17 protein-coding genes and 6 pseudogenes are annotated in these 14,356 nt (G+C 68.3%); 12 read left to right on the top strand and 11 right to left on the bottom strand.

Going from position 1 to position 14,356, the window contains the following annotated elements; translation table 11 throughout:
- Positions 1 to 140: 140 nt before the first annotated feature.
- Both rpsN and rpmB read right to left on the bottom strand, forming a co-directional pair.
- Positions 141 to 446, bottom strand: coding sequence for a 30S ribosomal protein S14 (rpsN, locus tag ACWD35_RS42830; RefSeq protein ID WP_451356755.1), 306 nt, complete (start codon positions 444 to 446; stop codon positions 141 to 143).
- On the bottom strand, positions 446 to 682 hold the full coding sequence (gene rpmB, locus ACWD35_RS42825; RefSeq protein ID WP_451356754.1) for a 50S ribosomal protein L28: 237 nt from the start codon (positions 680 to 682) through the stop codon (positions 446 to 448). The genes rpsN and rpmB overlap by 1 nt, the downstream gene beginning before the upstream one ends.
- A 90-nt stretch (positions 683 to 772) precedes the next feature.
- On the opposite strand from rpmB, the pseudogene rpmE reads away from it, so the two are divergent.
- The 4 genes and pseudogenes from rpmE to ACWD35_RS42805 form a co-directional block, all read left to right on the top strand.
- Positions 773 to 928 (top strand): annotated as a pseudogene (gene rpmE, locus ACWD35_RS42820) (50S ribosomal protein L31); the annotation flags it as partial.
- The gene (locus tag ACWD35_RS42815) at positions 925 to 1,950 is read left to right on the top strand and encodes a cobalamin biosynthesis protein CobW (RefSeq protein ID WP_451356753.1); all 1,026 of its coding nucleotides are present in this window, start codon (positions 925 to 927) and stop codon (positions 1,948 to 1,950) included. The pseudogene rpmE and the gene ACWD35_RS42815, both read left to right, overlap by 4 nt.
- The gene (locus ACWD35_RS42810) at positions 1,943 to 2,479 is read left to right on the top strand and encodes a GNAT family N-acetyltransferase (protein WP_451356752.1); all 537 of its coding nucleotides are present in this window, start codon (positions 1,943 to 1,945) and stop codon (positions 2,477 to 2,479) included. The genes ACWD35_RS42815 and ACWD35_RS42810 overlap by 8 nt, the downstream gene beginning before the upstream one ends.
- 125 nt (positions 2,480 to 2,604) lie before the next feature.
- A pseudogene (locus ACWD35_RS42805) lies at positions 2,605 to 2,745 on the top strand (helicase associated domain-containing protein); the annotation flags it as partial.
- 33 nt (positions 2,746 to 2,778) lie between these two features.
- Here ACWD35_RS42805 and ACWD35_RS42800 read toward each other — a convergent pair.
- The 4 genes and pseudogenes from ACWD35_RS42800 to ACWD35_RS42785 all read right to left on the bottom strand — a co-directional run.
- Positions 2,779 to 2,973: pseudogene (locus ACWD35_RS42800) on the bottom strand (alanine racemase); the annotation flags it as partial.
- A gap of 242 nt (positions 2,974 to 3,215) precedes the next feature.
- Entirely contained in the window at positions 3,216 to 4,013 is a 798-nt protein-coding gene (locus ACWD35_RS42795; RefSeq protein ID WP_451356751.1) for an ABC transporter permease, read from the bottom strand.
- Positions 4,014 to 4,631: an ABC transporter ATP-binding protein gene (locus ACWD35_RS42790; RefSeq protein ID WP_451356750.1), complete on the bottom strand. Its 618-nt coding sequence runs from the start codon at positions 4,629 to 4,631 to the stop codon at positions 4,014 to 4,016.
- On the bottom strand, positions 4,616 to 5,278 hold the full coding sequence (locus tag ACWD35_RS42785) for a polyprenyl synthetase family protein (RefSeq protein ID WP_451356756.1): 663 nt from the start codon (positions 5,276 to 5,278) through the stop codon (positions 4,616 to 4,618). The genes ACWD35_RS42790 and ACWD35_RS42785 overlap by 16 nt, the downstream gene beginning before the upstream one ends.
- Between ACWD35_RS42785 and ACWD35_RS42780 the strand changes: the two genes are divergently transcribed.
- Together ACWD35_RS42780 and ACWD35_RS42775 are read left to right on the top strand one after the other, a co-directional pair.
- Entirely contained in the window at positions 5,272 to 6,120 is an 849-nt protein-coding gene (locus tag ACWD35_RS42780; RefSeq protein ID WP_451356749.1) for a patatin-like phospholipase family protein, read from the top strand. The genes ACWD35_RS42785 and ACWD35_RS42780 overlap by 7 nt on opposite strands.
- Before the next feature lie 844 nt (positions 6,121 to 6,964).
- Positions 6,965 to 7,450: a hypothetical protein gene (locus ACWD35_RS42775; RefSeq protein WP_451356748.1), complete on the top strand. Its 486-nt coding sequence runs from the start codon at positions 6,965 to 6,967 to the stop codon at positions 7,448 to 7,450.
- A 42-nt stretch (positions 7,451 to 7,492) separates the two neighbouring features.
- Here ACWD35_RS42775 and ACWD35_RS42770 read toward each other — a convergent pair whose 3' ends face one another.
- A complete protein-coding gene (locus ACWD35_RS42770; protein ID WP_451356747.1) occupies positions 7,493 to 8,095 on the bottom strand; it encodes a TetR/AcrR family transcriptional regulator in 603 nt (200 codons plus the stop codon).
- Between the two features lie 46 nt (positions 8,096 to 8,141).
- On the opposite strand from ACWD35_RS42770, the gene ACWD35_RS42765 reads away from it, so the two are divergent.
- The 4 genes and pseudogenes from ACWD35_RS42765 to ACWD35_RS42750 all read left to right on the top strand — a co-directional run.
- Positions 8,142 to 8,606: an SRPBCC family protein gene (locus tag ACWD35_RS42765; RefSeq protein ID WP_451356746.1), complete on the top strand. Its 465-nt coding sequence runs from the start codon at positions 8,142 to 8,144 to the stop codon at positions 8,604 to 8,606.
- A 294-nt stretch (positions 8,607 to 8,900) separates the two neighbouring features.
- On the top strand, positions 8,901 to 9,050 hold the full coding sequence (locus tag ACWD35_RS42760; protein WP_451356745.1) for a hypothetical protein: 150 nt from the start codon (positions 8,901 to 8,903) through the stop codon (positions 9,048 to 9,050).
- A 709-nt stretch (positions 9,051 to 9,759) separates the two neighbouring features.
- Entirely contained in the window at positions 9,760 to 10,293 is a 534-nt protein-coding gene (locus ACWD35_RS42755) for a GNAT family N-acetyltransferase (RefSeq protein ID WP_451356744.1), read from the top strand.
- Between the two features lie 36 nt (positions 10,294 to 10,329).
- Positions 10,330 to 10,695, top strand: a pseudogene (locus ACWD35_RS42750) (IS701 family transposase); the annotation flags it as partial.
- A gap of 50 nt (positions 10,696 to 10,745) precedes the next feature.
- On the opposite strand, the gene ACWD35_RS42745 reads toward ACWD35_RS42750, so the two are convergent.
- The 3 genes and pseudogenes from ACWD35_RS42745 to ACWD35_RS42735 form a co-directional block, all read right to left on the bottom strand.
- Positions 10,746 to 11,729, bottom strand: coding sequence for a GNAT family N-acetyltransferase (locus ACWD35_RS42745; RefSeq protein ID WP_451356743.1), 984 nt, complete (start codon positions 11,727 to 11,729; stop codon positions 10,746 to 10,748).
- Between the two features lie 42 nt (positions 11,730 to 11,771).
- A pseudogene (locus ACWD35_RS42740) lies at positions 11,772 to 12,805 on the bottom strand (transposase).
- Positions 12,702 to 13,292, bottom strand: a complete 591-nt coding sequence (locus ACWD35_RS42735) for a hypothetical protein (RefSeq protein ID WP_451356742.1) — start codon at positions 13,290 to 13,292, stop codon at positions 12,702 to 12,704. Before ACWD35_RS42735 ends, ACWD35_RS42740 begins: the two are co-directional and overlap by 104 nt.
- Between ACWD35_RS42735 and ACWD35_RS42730 the strand changes: the two are divergent.
- Positions 13,203 to 13,433, top strand: a pseudogene (locus ACWD35_RS42730) (SAM-dependent methyltransferase); the annotation flags it as partial. The gene ACWD35_RS42735 and the pseudogene ACWD35_RS42730 sit on opposite strands and share 90 nt — an antisense overlap.
- Positions 13,434 to 13,571: 138 nt before the next feature.
- On the opposite strand, the gene ACWD35_RS42725 reads toward ACWD35_RS42730, so the two are convergent.
- The gene (locus tag ACWD35_RS42725; protein WP_451356741.1) at positions 13,572 to 13,991 is read right to left on the bottom strand and encodes a MarR family winged helix-turn-helix transcriptional regulator; all 420 of its coding nucleotides are present in this window, start codon (positions 13,989 to 13,991) and stop codon (positions 13,572 to 13,574) included.
- A 98-nt stretch (positions 13,992 to 14,089) separates the two neighbouring features.
- On the opposite strand from ACWD35_RS42725, the gene ACWD35_RS42720 reads away from it, so the two are divergent.
- On the top strand, positions 14,090 to 14,356 hold a 267-nt coding region (locus tag ACWD35_RS42720; protein ID WP_451356740.1), incomplete at its 3' end, for an SDR family NAD(P)-dependent oxidoreductase.

Below are 14,356 nucleotides of genomic sequence, written 5' to 3'. Positions count from 1 at the left end.
CCGCCCTGCCGACCGGCTGACCGGCTCACCGGCTGACCGGCTGACCGGCACGAGTTGAGCACCCAGTCCCGCACGCGGAAGCCGTTCGCGTGCGGGACACGCCGCCACCCGTTCCCGTTGTGGGGCCCTCGGCGGGCGGGTCACCAACTGCTCTTGGTCACCCCGGGGAGCTCGCCCGCGTGGGCCATCTCTCGTACGCGGATGCGGGACAGGCCGAAGGCGCGCAGGTGGCCGCGGGGGCGCCCGTCCACGGAGTCGCGGTTGCGCAGGCGGGTGGCGCTGGCGTCGCGGGGCTGCCGGCGAAGTTCCTTCTGGGCGGCGGCGCGCTCGTCGTCGGATGCCCAGGGCGACGAGATGATCGCCTTCAGCGCGGCGCGGCCCGCGGCGTAGCGGGCCACGACGAGCCGCCGCCGTTCATTCTTCGCGATCTTGCTCTTCTTCGCCATCAGACCTTCCCTCCCCGGGCGCGGATGCGCGCCACCGCGGCCTCGATGCCGATCGTGTCGGCCGTCTTGATGCCCTTGGCGGAGAGAGTGAGCCGGACGTGGCGGCCTTCACTCGGCAGCCAGTAGCGCTTGCTCTGGACGTTCGGGTCGAAGCGGCGCTTGCTGCGCCGGTGGGAGCGGGAGATGCGATGGCCGAAGCCGGGCTGTCGGCCGGTGAGTTGGCAGTGGGCGGACATGGCTGTTCCTCCTTGGGGGTGGATGCAGCAGCACATTAGCGCTTGATGAAAATGAAAACCAATCTCTTGCATGGTCCGTCCATGGCCCGTGTCGAGTGGGAGGACGGCAACACCTACCCGGTCATCGACGTCGAGATCTCCTCGGCAAGCCACCCCTTCTACACCGGCACCCAGCGGGTCCTGGACACCGCGGGGCGGTTCGAGCGCTTCGAGCGGCGGTACGCACGCGGACGGTGCAAGCAGTGATCAGGGGTCAGACGCGGCTGCCGGTGGCGATCGTCGACGGGTTGTACGCCGACGCCCGCCGGGCCGCCGTGGAGGAGATCCTGCGTACGGTCCCCGGCTCGGTCGCGCTGCACCACGACCTGACGTCCGCCGTCGACGGCTCGGTGCACCGGACCGTGCGCGACGCCGACGGCCTGCTGGGCGACGGCGATGCCCCCCTGGTGAACAACTGCGCCTGCTGCGCGCTACGCGAGGACCTGGTCCCCGAACTGCTGCGGCTCGCGGACGACGGCGGCTACCGGCTGGCCCTCGTTAAGCTGTGGGACTCCGTCGAACCCCAGGCCATGGCCGGAGTCATCGCCGCCGCCGGTGCTCCACTGGCGCTGACCGGGGTCGCCACCGTGGTCGACCCCGCACTCGTACTGCCGTGCCTGTCCAACGGCGACGACCTGGCCGAGGTGGGCCTCGCCGCGGCCCCGACCGACCAGCGCACCGTCTCCGACACCTTCGCCCGGCAGCTGGAGTACCCCACGGTGATCGCACCTGCCGAGGAGGATGCGTGCGGGGCGGGCGGCGAGGCCGCCGATGACACCGACCACGCGCTGCTCGCCCAGCTCACACCCGGCGCACGAAAGGTGCGCGTGGAGGGCGACGGCGCCCTGGGAGCAACTCTGTTGGCGGGCTTCGACGTGGCAGCTGCCGCCGCCCGGGTGCATCCCGCGTGCGCGCTGCTGCCGCAGGAGTGCGACGAGCACGGCGTGAGCACCTTCGTCTGGCGGCGCGAACGCCCCTTCCACTCGCAGCGCCTACTCCTCCTCTCGGGGACGTGGTCGCCGTTGAGCTCCCGCACCCAGCCCGGGGCCTGTTGGGCGCGTTCCAGGTCGAACAGCCTGGTGCCCAGTACGTCGCTCACCTTCACGCGGCCGTGGACGGCAGGGACGACGCGTGCGGCCGGCAAGCTCGGGCCGCAGCACAAGACTCCGGCGGCTGATCAAACACTTGGCCTGTCCTCGGAGGAGAGATCATCATGTGGGGATGTCTGACAACCAATCCTCTGCAGCACCGGCTGTGGTGCGGCTCTCTCGGTACACGAAGACGGAGCAGGAAGAGATCCTCGGCGACGGTGATGATCCCTTCGGTGTTGCCGCGGCCGGTTTGACCTGGCTGCCCAAAAAGGAACACTTTGGTATCAGACACGGCGACCGGCTTGTGGCACACGCCGGCCTGCTACGACTGCCTGTTGCGATCGGCGACGTCGAGACAGAGGTGGTGGGCGTCGGTGGAGTGGCTGTCGCACCCGACATGCAAGGCCAGGGGTTGGCTCGGCTCGTGGTCACAGCGGCACTTGACCACGCTCGCACGATGGGTCCTCAGCACGCGCTCCTGTTCTGCCGACCTCCTCTCGTGCCGCTGTACCAGCGCCTCGGATGGCACCCGCTCGACACAGAGGTACTTGTCGAACAACCCGAAAACCGCCTGGTGACCATGCCGCTGCGGACCATGGTGACGCCCCTGCGCGCCAACGTGTGCTGGCCTTCAGTGCCAGTGCGTCTGTTCTCCCTCCCGATGTGATGGGCTCCTCCCGCGAGCGCTGTCCGGCGTGGCGACAAAGAACCCACCCCTGCCGCACCGGTGGCTGTTCTCACTGACATTTTTCGGCTCTGTGATTCGCCCCCGTCCAGCGGCCCGACGGGACCGTCGAGCAGCACGCGCTCGGGGCATGGGTCAACAACGCGCGCGCCAGGCGCGCCACACTCAACCCCGACCAGATCGCACAGCTGGAGCCGCTCGGGGTGAGCTGGCAGAGCCCGAGGAGCATGCTCCTGGTCCTCAGTTAGGGGCGCTGAGCCAGGCAGGTCAGGGCGGGTGAGCACGGCAGCGGAGTTCGTGAGATGCCGGATCGGCGTCAGCCCCGCCGCCACGGCCTGCTCGTGGGCCTGGCGGAACCGCTGCGCCTGCATGTCGATCGACGGGTGACCGGGTTCGCCGGCGCACGCCAGGTGCGACCACACGGCCATCATCTCGACACGCCCGTCGGCCTGCATCTTGGCGGCCTCCTCCCCCAGCGTCGGCCACAGCTCCGACGGGCAGGCCCGGGCGTGTGGCGAGATGAAAGCGGATCACAACGGCGGCCGACTCCGGGCTGTCCGTCCAGTCCTTGCCGAGTTTGACCTGTAGCCCGTCCTGGCCTTCCGTAAGGCCAGGCACGGTGACCTGCGGTTTCTCCGCTTGTCGTCAGATCCGCCGTGGAATGGACACTCCGGCCTGAGGTGCCCACTTGTCCTTCAGCCGCCCAGTGGAACGTGCGTCAGGTTGCCGGAAGAGGATGCTCGGCCGACCTGTCGGACTCGTCGTTGAGGCGGATGCTTCGGTCGCGGGTGTTGTAGTGGAAGACGATCAGCCCCAGGCCGGTGAGGGAGGTGAACCAGGTGAGTTGGAGTGTGAGATGGGTGGTCGGGGTGGTGGAGGAGAAGCCGCCGGCTGTTGCCGCCTGCATCGCTCCGTAGATGGGCAGTGCGGACACGAAGTGGTTGTTCGCCGCGTGGTTCGCGATGGGGTTCTGGAGTCCGACGTCTGTGATGCTGATCATGAGGATGAGGAACATGCCTTCGAGTTCGCCGCGGACCAAAGTGGCGAGGAGTACACCGAGCGCGCCGTAGGTCACTGCTGCGAGGAAGATGCTCAAGGCCAGTACGGGCGGCCGTTGCTGGTGCCAGAAGAGGGTCATGGCGGTGGTGGCGTAGCCGGAGATGACCGCGGAGATCGTGATGAGCACGCAGATCTTGGCGGTCACCAGGTAGGTCCGGGGGTATCCGGCGAGGGCGAGTCTGCGGTCGAATGCGCTGGTCCTGAAGGTGACGGAGAACATCATGAAGCCCACGATCTGGGTGACCGCGTTGAGTGCGCCGGAGATCTGGCTGAGCTGGTTGCCGTGCGCCCACAGCGTTTCGCCCGAGGCGCGGAGCACGTATGGGACTCGTTGCGCGGGGATGATCAGGAAGCTGACGGTGAGCCAGGTGGGCAGGTACAGGGCGACGAGCCACAGGGCGAGACGGTTGCGGGCGTGTTCGATCAGCGCCATGCGGGTCGCTGTCACGAAGTACATCTAGTGGCCTCGGGGTGTGTGGGTGCCCGGTTGGAGCACCCCGGATTCGAGTCGGTGCAGTGCGTCCAGGCGGTCCGCGTCGTGGGCGAGATGGGAGATCACCAGCACCGAACGGCCCCGGCGACGCAGCTCCTGTGCCAGGTCCCAGAAACGGAGGTAGGTGTCCCAGTCGAAGCCCTGGTAGGGCTCGTCCAGCAGTAGCAGGCCAGGGTCGTGCATCAGCGCGATGGTGAGGTTGAGCTTCTGCTGGGTGCCGCCGCTGAGCGTGCTGACGCGTTCGTCCCGGTACTGGGCGAAGTTCAGCGTGTCGAGAAGTTGCTCGGCCAGGCGCAGGTCGGGAAGCTTGTAGGCGACCTGGAAGTACCGCAGATGCTGGTCCACGGTGAACGCGTCGTTCAGTACGGCCTGTTGCGGGCAGTAGCCCAGCCTGCCCGTGTGCGTGGCCGTGCCGCCAGTCGGTGTCAGTTCCCCGGACAGGATGCGCAGCAAGGTGGTCTTGCCTGCGCCGTTCTCGCCGACGACACCGGCCAGCACGCCTTCGGGCACGCCGAACGTGACGCCGCGCAGCACCTGCCGTTTGCCGTAGGCGTGCCGCAGGTCCTTCACGTGCAAGGACATGCGGCTCCCTGGTGGTTGACGGACGAGGCGAGCTCCGCGAGCCGGCCGGGATGCGGGATTCCGGTGAGCGTCGCCCGCGCGGTGTCGAGGTACTCCTGCGCCCGCTGAGCCGCCAGTGCCACGGCGCCGGTGCGGGTGATGATGTCGAGGACCTCTCGATGCGCGGTTGCGGGGTCGACGTCGTCTCGGAAGGCTCCCGTCAGCCGGTGGCGGCCGGCCTCGTCTGCCGTCTCGTAGGCGAGCAGCACCGGCAGGGTCGGGTGCCGGTTGGCGACGTCGCTCAGCGCGGGCTTGCCGGTCTGCTGTTCCTGCGCGGTGTACGGCAGCAGGTCGTCGCGGATCTGGAACGCCATGCCGAGCAGTTCCCCGTACCGGCCAAGGGATGCGGCCTGCTGCGGCGTTGCTCCACCGAGGAGTGCTCCTGCCTGGCAGGCGGCGCTGATCAGCGCGGCCGTCTTGCCGCGGATCACCTCCAGCGCCGTGGGCACACCGCAGGTCAGGTCCTCGCGGATCTCTGTTTCCCGCAGCATGGCGCGGCACATGTGCCGCATCCCGTCGACCACCAGGTGTACGGCGTCGAGGACGCGATCGGCGGGGCCGCCTCGTCCTGGGTCCTGGGAGTCACGTCGGCACCGCCTGGATGGCAGGGCTGGCCTACGGATTGCGCCGCGATGGCGTGGAACTGGGCGAAGTCGACCTGATCGTCGGGACGTCGGCCGGCGCGATCGTCGCAGCGCTACTTGCCACCGGCCAGGACCCGGGGCGGCTCGCGACGTCGGCCCGCCAGCCAGCTCACCGGCTCAAGGTGGACCCCAGGCGGATGGGCGAGGTGTTCGCCGTACTCGGCGACCGCAGCCTGGAACCCGGCGAGGCCAGGCGTCGCGTCGGTCGGCTCGCGCTCGACAGCACCGACCTCCAGGCCGAGGAGGCGCTGATCTCGGGGCGCGCCGCCTTGATCGGTGCGGACGCGTGGCCGGAGCGGCGCCTGCTGATCACCGCCGTGGACGCAACCACCGGTGAGCCCGTGGTGTGGGACCGCGACAGCGGCGTGCCGCTGGTGCACGCGGTGGCAGCGAGTAGCGCCTTCCCCGGGGCCGCGCCGCCCGTTGCCATCGACGGCCGGCGGTACATGGACGGTGCGCTGCGTGCGGGCCCCAACGCCGATCTCGCCGTTGGAGCACGCACGCTGGTCGTGGTCGAGCCGATGGCCCACCTGTTTCCCCGGGAGCCACTCACCCAGCAGCTGGCGGCCGTGGGGGCAGGCACCGTGGTCATCATCGGCCCCGATCCGGCCTCGGTGCGCGCTTTCGGCTCGGACATGGGCGACCTCGCAGCCTGGGAACCGGCCTACCAAGCGGGTCTTCGCCAGGCAGGCGACGTCGACGCGCAACTCCCCTCCATGTGGACGGCAGCAGCCGACGCGGGCCGACCGCTGATCAAGTCGGTGATGTGTGGGCGCTGGCAGCCCACCGGATGGGTCGCCGCGTAGGCCGACCCCTCCGGCAGCACAGGCGCAGGTCCCCGGTGATCACAGAGCGTCGCAACTCGATGATCACCAAGACCTGTGCCTGTCTTACTTCCGGGGTAGCCCCACCACGCCTATCTGCGCCACCTCTAAGTGAGGGCCGCGGCGGCGAGGATCCGCTCTTTCGCGGCGTCGCCGCCTGCATCGGCAACGTACTTCTGGCCGCTCTCCTGAGCGATCTTCTGCTCCTCGGCCTCGCTGGACGGTTGCGGGGCCTGCGGTGTCTCGCTGGTCTGCAGCCTTTGAGCGGAGACGAACGATCGCTGCTTGGCCAGGGCAGTTTAGTACTTGGCGCCCAGCGGCAGGTCGATGGGTTTGCTGGAGCGCAGAGCGTCTCTTATGCGTCGTGGGTGTTCTCCCATCTCGCTAACGAGGAAGATCACCCCATCAGAGCTAGAACATGCGAGCTATGCCCAATGCCACGGTTTGCATAGGAATCTCACAGATTCAGTCAACTATGCGGCGCCCGCAAGCAATTCGGACGTGGCTGCATCTCGTCCCCGCCTCATTCGTGCCTCACACAGCCCCAGAAGCCGTATCCCCCTGGTCAGGGCTGCCACAGGACCCCGCCTTGCGTCCAAGGGCGGGAGAGGAGGAGTGCGTGACCGCCATCGACGGCCTTGAGCGGCGCAACTGACAGTCAGGATCAGCCACCAGGAACCGGGCGCAAACCATCCTCACTTACCAAAAGACCGCGTATAGCATCTACAGGGGCCGCGTCTCCGACTCGGGCTTCGAGAACCTGCTGAGGTTCCGGGATTGGCTGGTGAGCGTCCCTCTGCCGCCGCGGAGCCGCCGGAACCGGTCGGTGATCCGCTTCCGGCAGGACGGAAGTGCCAATGCGGTTCTGGGGGCGATGACGCAGTTCCTGCTGTTCGGTGTCGGGCCGCGCTGGGTCTCCGAGCAGGTCGCCATGTCCTTGGCCAAGCCGAAGTTCCTCCGGCTCTTGCCCGATGGGGCCGCAGGCGAGGGCGGTGGCGCCAGGGTCGTCACCGAGCGGACCTTGAAGTTCGCCACGACCGACTCGGGAGTCGAGTACTTCACACCGGAGCAAGTCGAGTTGATGATCCGGATGGCCCGGAATGCCCGTTACCGCTTCCTGATGGTGCTGATGCGGGCCACCGGCCTGCGGATCGGCGAGACGCTGGCCTGCGGCGGGCCGATGTGCATTTCTTGGCGGACTCGCGCCAGCTGGGCTGCCACGAAGTGGGACGGTCCTCCAGACGCTCAAATGTGTCCCAGGAAGCCTGCGGAGCGTCGTAGATCCACCTCGGCAGCCGTTGTTCGAAGGTGATGCGTCGTCTGGGCCAACTGCCCGGCCTGATCGGCAACTCCGTCACTCCGAGCCGTAGTACAGCCGGAGGAACTCCTCCATCGCCGCGTCGACGCCGGCGCGGTCACCGGTGGCGAGCAGGTCGAGCAACAGACCGCGGACGGTGGCAAGCCCCAGCCTGGCGCGGCTGCGGGCCGTGGCAGGATCCGTCCCTGCGGCCATCTCGGCGCCCGCTAGCGGCTCCAGCCAGTCCGTCACGAGCCCTTCGAGGACCGGGACGGCCTCGGGGCGGCCCCGTAGTGCGTGCCCGCAGATCTCGAAGAAGAGCCGCTCCTGACCGGCCAGCCCGGGGTCCGTCAACTGCTGCCACAGTCGCCGCGCGACATCGGCGGGTGAGAGTCCGGGCTCCAGCCGGAGCCGGGACAGCAGATCGCGCTGGCGCCGCTCCGACGTCCTGACGATCTCGACAAGCAACTGTTCCTTGGAGCCGAAGTAATGGATCAGCATGCGGTGACTGACGCCGATCGCAGCGCCCAGGCGGCGCAGGCTCAGGTCAGCGATGCCGTGTGCTGTGACGTGGTCGACGGCGGCGTCCACCAGTCGGGCGCGCCGGTCCCCGTCCGTACCGTGCGCGGCCTCTGGTCGCACGTCATCCGCATCCACCACGTCGCGAGTGTACCAATTGGTACATGGAGCATGTACCGTGTGGTACGTGCAGTCTGTCACCGTGTCGATCGACGTACCGCAGACGCCCGAGCAGGTCTACGACTTCCTCGATGTCATGGCTCACCACGAGCGATTCACCGACCACTACTTGACCGACTGGCGCTACAGCGGCCCCAGTCGCGGCGTCGGATCGTGCGCCACGGTCACCGCCGCGCTGGCCGGCGCAAAGACCAGCGTCACGATCGAGGTCGTCGAAACCGAAGCACCGCGGCGCATTGTCGAACGCAACGTCAGTGCGGCTGGTGGGCGGCTGGCCCACGGCACCTACACCATCGAACCGCTGCGAACCGGTGGGACCCGCGTCTCGTTCATGTACGACTGGGTACGCGCCCCTCTCGCCGACCGCCTGCTGGCACCTGTGGTCCGGGCCACGATGCGGCGTGCCAACCGCACGGTCATGCGACGGCTGGCCACGGAGTTGGCCCGCCACGTCTCTCCAGCCGGCTTCTGACAGCGGTGCGTCTCGACTTTTTCCGCCCGCCCCAGGAACCGACCCTCGCGGCAGAACAGCCCAGGCACCCCGACGCGACTCCCCGAGTGGGAGCTTCGCCCACAACCGGGTCCACACGCCTGGTCCTTGGCGCGACAGGATACGTAGCCCAGAGAAACCCCGGCGGAAGCTGGGCGCAGATACCTCATGAGACATAGCTCAATCTGGACAATGACGGCTACCGCGGCCGGCTCGCCGTGCACGCGGACGGACGGGTACTGACGGGTACTACTGCCCTCCCGCCGGGGAACGGACATGACGGCCTCGTTCCCCGAGATCCGGGCGGCGGCCCTCGGGCAACTGCCGGCGGACACCGGCCTGGACGGCTGGTGGTGTGGGAGCGGGACCGGCTGGCGTTCGAACGCCTTCAGCACCGCCTCCCCCGGCGCGGGACGGCTGCGGTAGAGGCGGCGCGCCAATGGCCGGCGCACTTCGTGGCCTTCGACCTGCTTCACGTGGGCGCCGACCTGACGAGCCGCACGAGCGGCGACGCGGGGCGCTGGAGGAACTGTTCGCCGACCACGGCCGACGGCGCCGTTCACCTTGTGCCCGTCGACCACCGACCCGGCCACGGCGCAGCAGCGGCTGGGCTGGGCGGCGGTCGGCGTGGAGGGGCTGTGCTTCAAGCGGCTGGACGAGCCCTACCGCGGGGGTGTGCGGTCGTGGCGGAAGTACAGGTTGCGTTTCACCACCGAGCCGGTGATCGGCGCGGTCACCGGATCCCTCGCTGCGCCGCGGACGGTGCTGCTGGGCCGTTACGACACCGCAGGCCGTCTGCAGTACGTCGGCCGCAGCACCGCCCTGTCCGGGGCCGCTGGCCGTGCCCTGGCCGGCCGGCCAGCCCCGCCGGCGGGTGCGCACCCGTGGGAGGGGTGGACGTTTTCCACAGGCTGGGGAACGCAGGAAACTGTCGATGTCGTCCTGGTCCGGCCCGAGGTCGTGATGGAGCCATCACCCCCCTCGGAGGAACGTGACCGACCTCGGCCACCGCAGGAAAGACAGTCACCCGTCACGGTGTGCGGTGCAGGCGGCTTGACGCCTTGTGGTTCCGCAGCGGCGGCGCGGGCGAGCGCCGGATTACCGATGAGGCCCTTGTCTTCGGCAGGATGGGCGCATGACCGAGATCCGCACACCCCGCCTCCTCCTCCGTAGCTGGCACGACGACGACCTCACGCCGATGGCGGACATCAACGCGGACCCACGGGTCATGCACTGGATCGACGACGGCTCGGTGCGCGACCTGGAGCAAACGGCCGAGGACATCGAGCGGTGGGAGGAGGAGTGGGACGAGGAGGGCTTCGGACTCTTCGCCGTCGAGCTGCTGGCCTCGGGCGAACTGATCGGCTTCACGGGTCTGTCCGTGCCCGAGTTCCTGCCGGAGGTGATGCCCGCCGTGGCGATCAGCTGGCGGATCGGCTCACAGTTCTGGGGCCAGGGATACGCGTCCGAAGCCGCCCACGCCACACTGGAGTTCGCTCTCCAGGACCGCGGCCTGGACCGCGTCGTCAGCATCAACCGAGTGGGTGACAACGCCTCCGAGAACGTCATCCGCAAGCTCGGCATGGTGCCCGAGCGGGAGACCACACACCCGGTGTACGGCTACCCGCTGCGCGTTCACGCCATCGATCTCACCGAGTTCCAGGCGTGAAGTGGAAGGAGTCAACTGCCTTGCTTGGGGCTGAAGATGACCGCTCGCCGTCCGTGTCCGCCTGCGCCGGGGCCGGAGGAGTGCGCGGCCCGGTTCGACGACCTCTTCTTCAGCCTGGTGCAGACGATCACCTGTCTGGCAGGGGCGGAGCCGGTGGCGGGTGCGGGGATGCCGGGGGTGCAGCGGCTGCAGTTCTTCTTGCCCGAGTCTCCCTGGGAGGTCGAGCAGGTCAACGACACGGCGACCGCGCACGTGGGGAGGCAGTGGCTGGGCCGGTTGGGAAAGACGGACATCGGCATCGTCACGGTGACCACGATGTGGACCGACGGCCGCGTGTACTACCCGCTGCACGCGACTCCTTACACCCCCGCCCACCACTTCGCCCGCGGCCGGTCCGACCCGAGGCATTGTCAAATCCTGTGGATGGACTGGACAGCCCGATGACGGGTCGGTCAAGCGAGCGGCTTGCGGTATCGGACGTACTCGTTCCGCCGTCGGAAACCCACGCTCTCGTAAAGATCGTAGGACCGGTGCGGATTTGCCGTGCCCGTGTACAGCCTGGAGGTCGTTGCACCCTGCTCGCGAAGGCTTCGCAGCCCGTCCAACAACAGGGCCCGGCCAATTCCGAGGCGTCGCTGGTCCGTTCGGACACTCAGCTCTTCGACCTCGCCCACGGTGCGGTCCTGACGGCGGATGGAGCAGAGGGCCACGCCGAGCATGTCGTGCCCGTTCCAGGCAGCCCTCCAGCATGCCGGGTCGGCGGTGTCGACGAAGTCCTGGAAGGGCCATTTCTGAGTGAAACCGGTGTTCGCATACGAATCGACGACCGTCCTCCAGGCTGCACGGTAGTGGCTGGTCCCGATCGGCCCCGTCCGTATCCCGGCCGGCAGTTCGCTGCCCGGCTCGGGCAACTGCTGCAGATCGCCCAGCTCCAGCTCGACCAGGCTGAAGACACGTCGGTAGCCAGCTGCGAGCAGAAGTGCCGTGGCGTCCTGCTCGGAGGCCACGGCGTTCGCGCCAATCACTGCCGTCCGCACCGTTCCATGTTGTTCGACGAGCTGGCGGATCCGCTCTTCGGCCCAGCTCAGCATGGCTGAGCCGATGCCCTGGTGGCGATGCTCGGGCAAGAGGTAGCCGCGGTGCAGGTAGAGCCACGTATCGTCCCGCTCTTGCCACCACCGGATCGTCGCGTAGCCGACGACGCTCCCGTCGCACACCACCAGGATCTGGTTCTTGGACGGCTCCTCCAGCTTGGCAGTGGCTTCGGCGATCTCGGCCGCTGTCGGGAGCCCTTCCACAACCGAACGGGCGTCGACCCGGTCCCGTACGGCACACCCCAGCCGCACCGCGGCCATGGGGCCGTGGTCTTCGTCGCCGCGATACGGCCGGAACCCGAAACCGGCCGGGAGGTTCTGTCCTGGCGTGTCATCCGACATGATCGGATGATCTCGAAATTTGAGGCAGGCCCGCCACCCTATTCATGCCGCGGTCGTCTGCGGCCGTTCAACGAGCTTGCCGCGTTCGAAGCGGGCCCCGGCGCGGACGAGTGCAACGAGGTGGGGTGCGTTGACTGCCCGCCAGCAGGCCTGGGCGGATTCGACGAGCTTGAAGACCATGGCAAGGGCGGCGGCTGCGCTGCCGGCACCTCGGGTGACCTTGGTGCGCAGGTGAATCCAGTGCTCGGCGGGGAGGTCGTAGAACGCCAGCAGTTCGTTCACGTCGTCGGTAATCTTCTTTACAGCCTTGGGGAGCTTCGCTCCGTAGATCTTCTCGAACGCCGTGACGGCCTTGAGCGCCTGGTCGCGGTCCTCGGCGTTGTAGATCTTCTGCAGGGCCTTCTTCGTGCCGGGCTGTGCGGACTTGGACAGCGCCGTCGCCGACCGCGAGGACGGGAGCACGCATGCCCCGGCGTGCGCAGTCGCGCAACAAGTCGGCCCAGGAGTCGGCGGATTCTCGGTAGCCGTCGGCCATGGCGACCAGTTCTTTGGTGCCGTCTGTAGACGTAGTCGCTGCCCGACAAATCGCGCTCGCCGAACGCCTGGTGATCGGCCTGCCACTGGGCTGTCAGCCGCGTCGCGGTCGCCGGCGAGAGCCCGGCGGAGCTGCCCAGGAACTGCTCCAGTGCGGGCACGAAGTCGCCGGAGGACAGGCCGTGCAGGTAGAGCAGCGGCAGCACCTCGCTGATCTTCGGGGACTTGCGGCACCACGTCGGCAGGATCGCCGAGGAGAACCGCTTACGCTCGCCGGTAGCCTCATCGACGCGCTTGTCGTTCACCCGCGGGGACTTCACCTCGACCTCCCCGGCCGCGGTCGTGACCTCCCTCGCCTGGTAGTAGCCGTTGCAGACCACCAGACGGCGTCCGTGCTCGTCACGCTGATCGACCAACTCGGCTATATAGGCGTTGACTTCAGCCTCCAGGGCGGCGGCCAGCATCCGCCTCGCGCCCTCGCGGACGACGTCGTCGATCAGGGAGCCGGTCTCGGTCGGTCCATCGGCATTCACTACGCTCAGCGCGGGCGTACCTTCCCGGCCGATGGTGCAACGTCGGCCCACTCGATGACCAGAAGTCGATCACTCGGGAAGGTACGCCCTTCGCGTCCAACCCGAGGCCGATCCACAGGTCATGAACATTGCTCGAAACCGGATTCCCGGCCTCAAGGTTGAAGGCCTCGCGGGTGAGGATTCCGACGTTCTCGCCGTAGGTTTCGATAGCGAGCCGCTCCGATGCGCGGCGGTCGATGCGGCTGACCTTCCAGACGCAGGAGCGCGGCACCTCCTGCAGAACCACTGGCGAGTGGGTGCCGATCAGGGCTACGCCGTTGCGGTCGGTGAGTAGATCCGACAGGGCCCGGATGCAGGAGGCAAGCAGCGGCGGATGTAGATGGGCCTCGGGCTCGTCCAGCAGCGCCTGGCCGAGCGCGTCCGCTTCGTCCAGGAGTCCGCTCTCGACACCGTCCGAGGCCCCGCCGACATCGTCCTGTGCTTCAGCGCCAGCCACGCTCTCAGCAACGCCCGGCCACCGGAGCACACCGCCGCCGCACTGCACGTCCTCCGCCGCCTGGTGACGCCGGGCGGCCGTGTCCTTCTCGGCGGGGGCTTCTGGCAGCGTCCACCGACTCCGAGCGAGTTGTCGGCCATGTGACCCGAAGCCTCTGTCTTCGGCTGGTCAGGGTGATCTTTCCTGAAGTCCCTGATGGGCCTGGAGTGGTGGCTGTATCCCGTGGTGTGTGAGGTATGCGGATGGGGGCGGGCTGATCGCTGCGGGCGCAGTCTGCCGTCATGCCTCCAGAACCAGTTGCAGCAGCTCGCGCAAGCTCTCGCGCTGCTGCGTGGTGAGGCGGGCCAGGGGTTCGGCGGCGAAGGGCATGCGGGCGCGGAGGTCGGCGGCGACGGTGTGGCCGGCCGTGGTGGTGGCGACGTGCTTGACGCGGCGGTCGCCCGGGTCCGGGCTGCGCTCGACCAGGCCGCGGGACTCCAGCCGGTCGATGATCACGGTCACGTTGGATGGCTCCGCGTGCAACCGGTCGGCGATGCGGCGCGTCGGGGCCGGGTCTTCGGCGGCGAGTAGCGCCTTGGCCTGGAGCGGGGTCAGGTCGTGGGTTGCCGCGGCGGCCTCGGACTCCTGGGTGTAGCGGCGGTTGATGGCCGCGAAGAGGCCGACGATCACTCTGGTGAGCTCATCCGTTGCGGTGGACATGAGGCTCAGCCTACCGACGTGCTTGACAGGTGAAGCATCTCGGAACATAGTTATTATCAATATTAATTATGATCCATAAATAAGTTGGGTTACCGAGGATGAGCACCAAGACCGTCCTGATCACCGGCACCTCCTCCGGCATCGGCCTGGCCACCGCCGTCGCCGCCGCACGAAGCGGCTGGCACGTGATCGCCACCATGCGCGACACCGCCAAGGCGGGCCCGCTGCTGGCGGCGGCCGAGGCAGCCGGAGTCACCGTCGACGTCCGAACCCTGGACGTGACCGACCCGGCCTCGGTCGAGGCATGCCTGGCCGGCCTCGACCGGCTGGACGCGCTCGTCAACAACGCGGGCGCGGGCGCAGCG

Source organism: Streptomyces sp. NPDC002671 (genome assembly GCF_053592475.1).
Note: the sequence above shows the minus strand (reverse complement) of the source record. Positions and strands in the feature narration are given on the sequence as shown.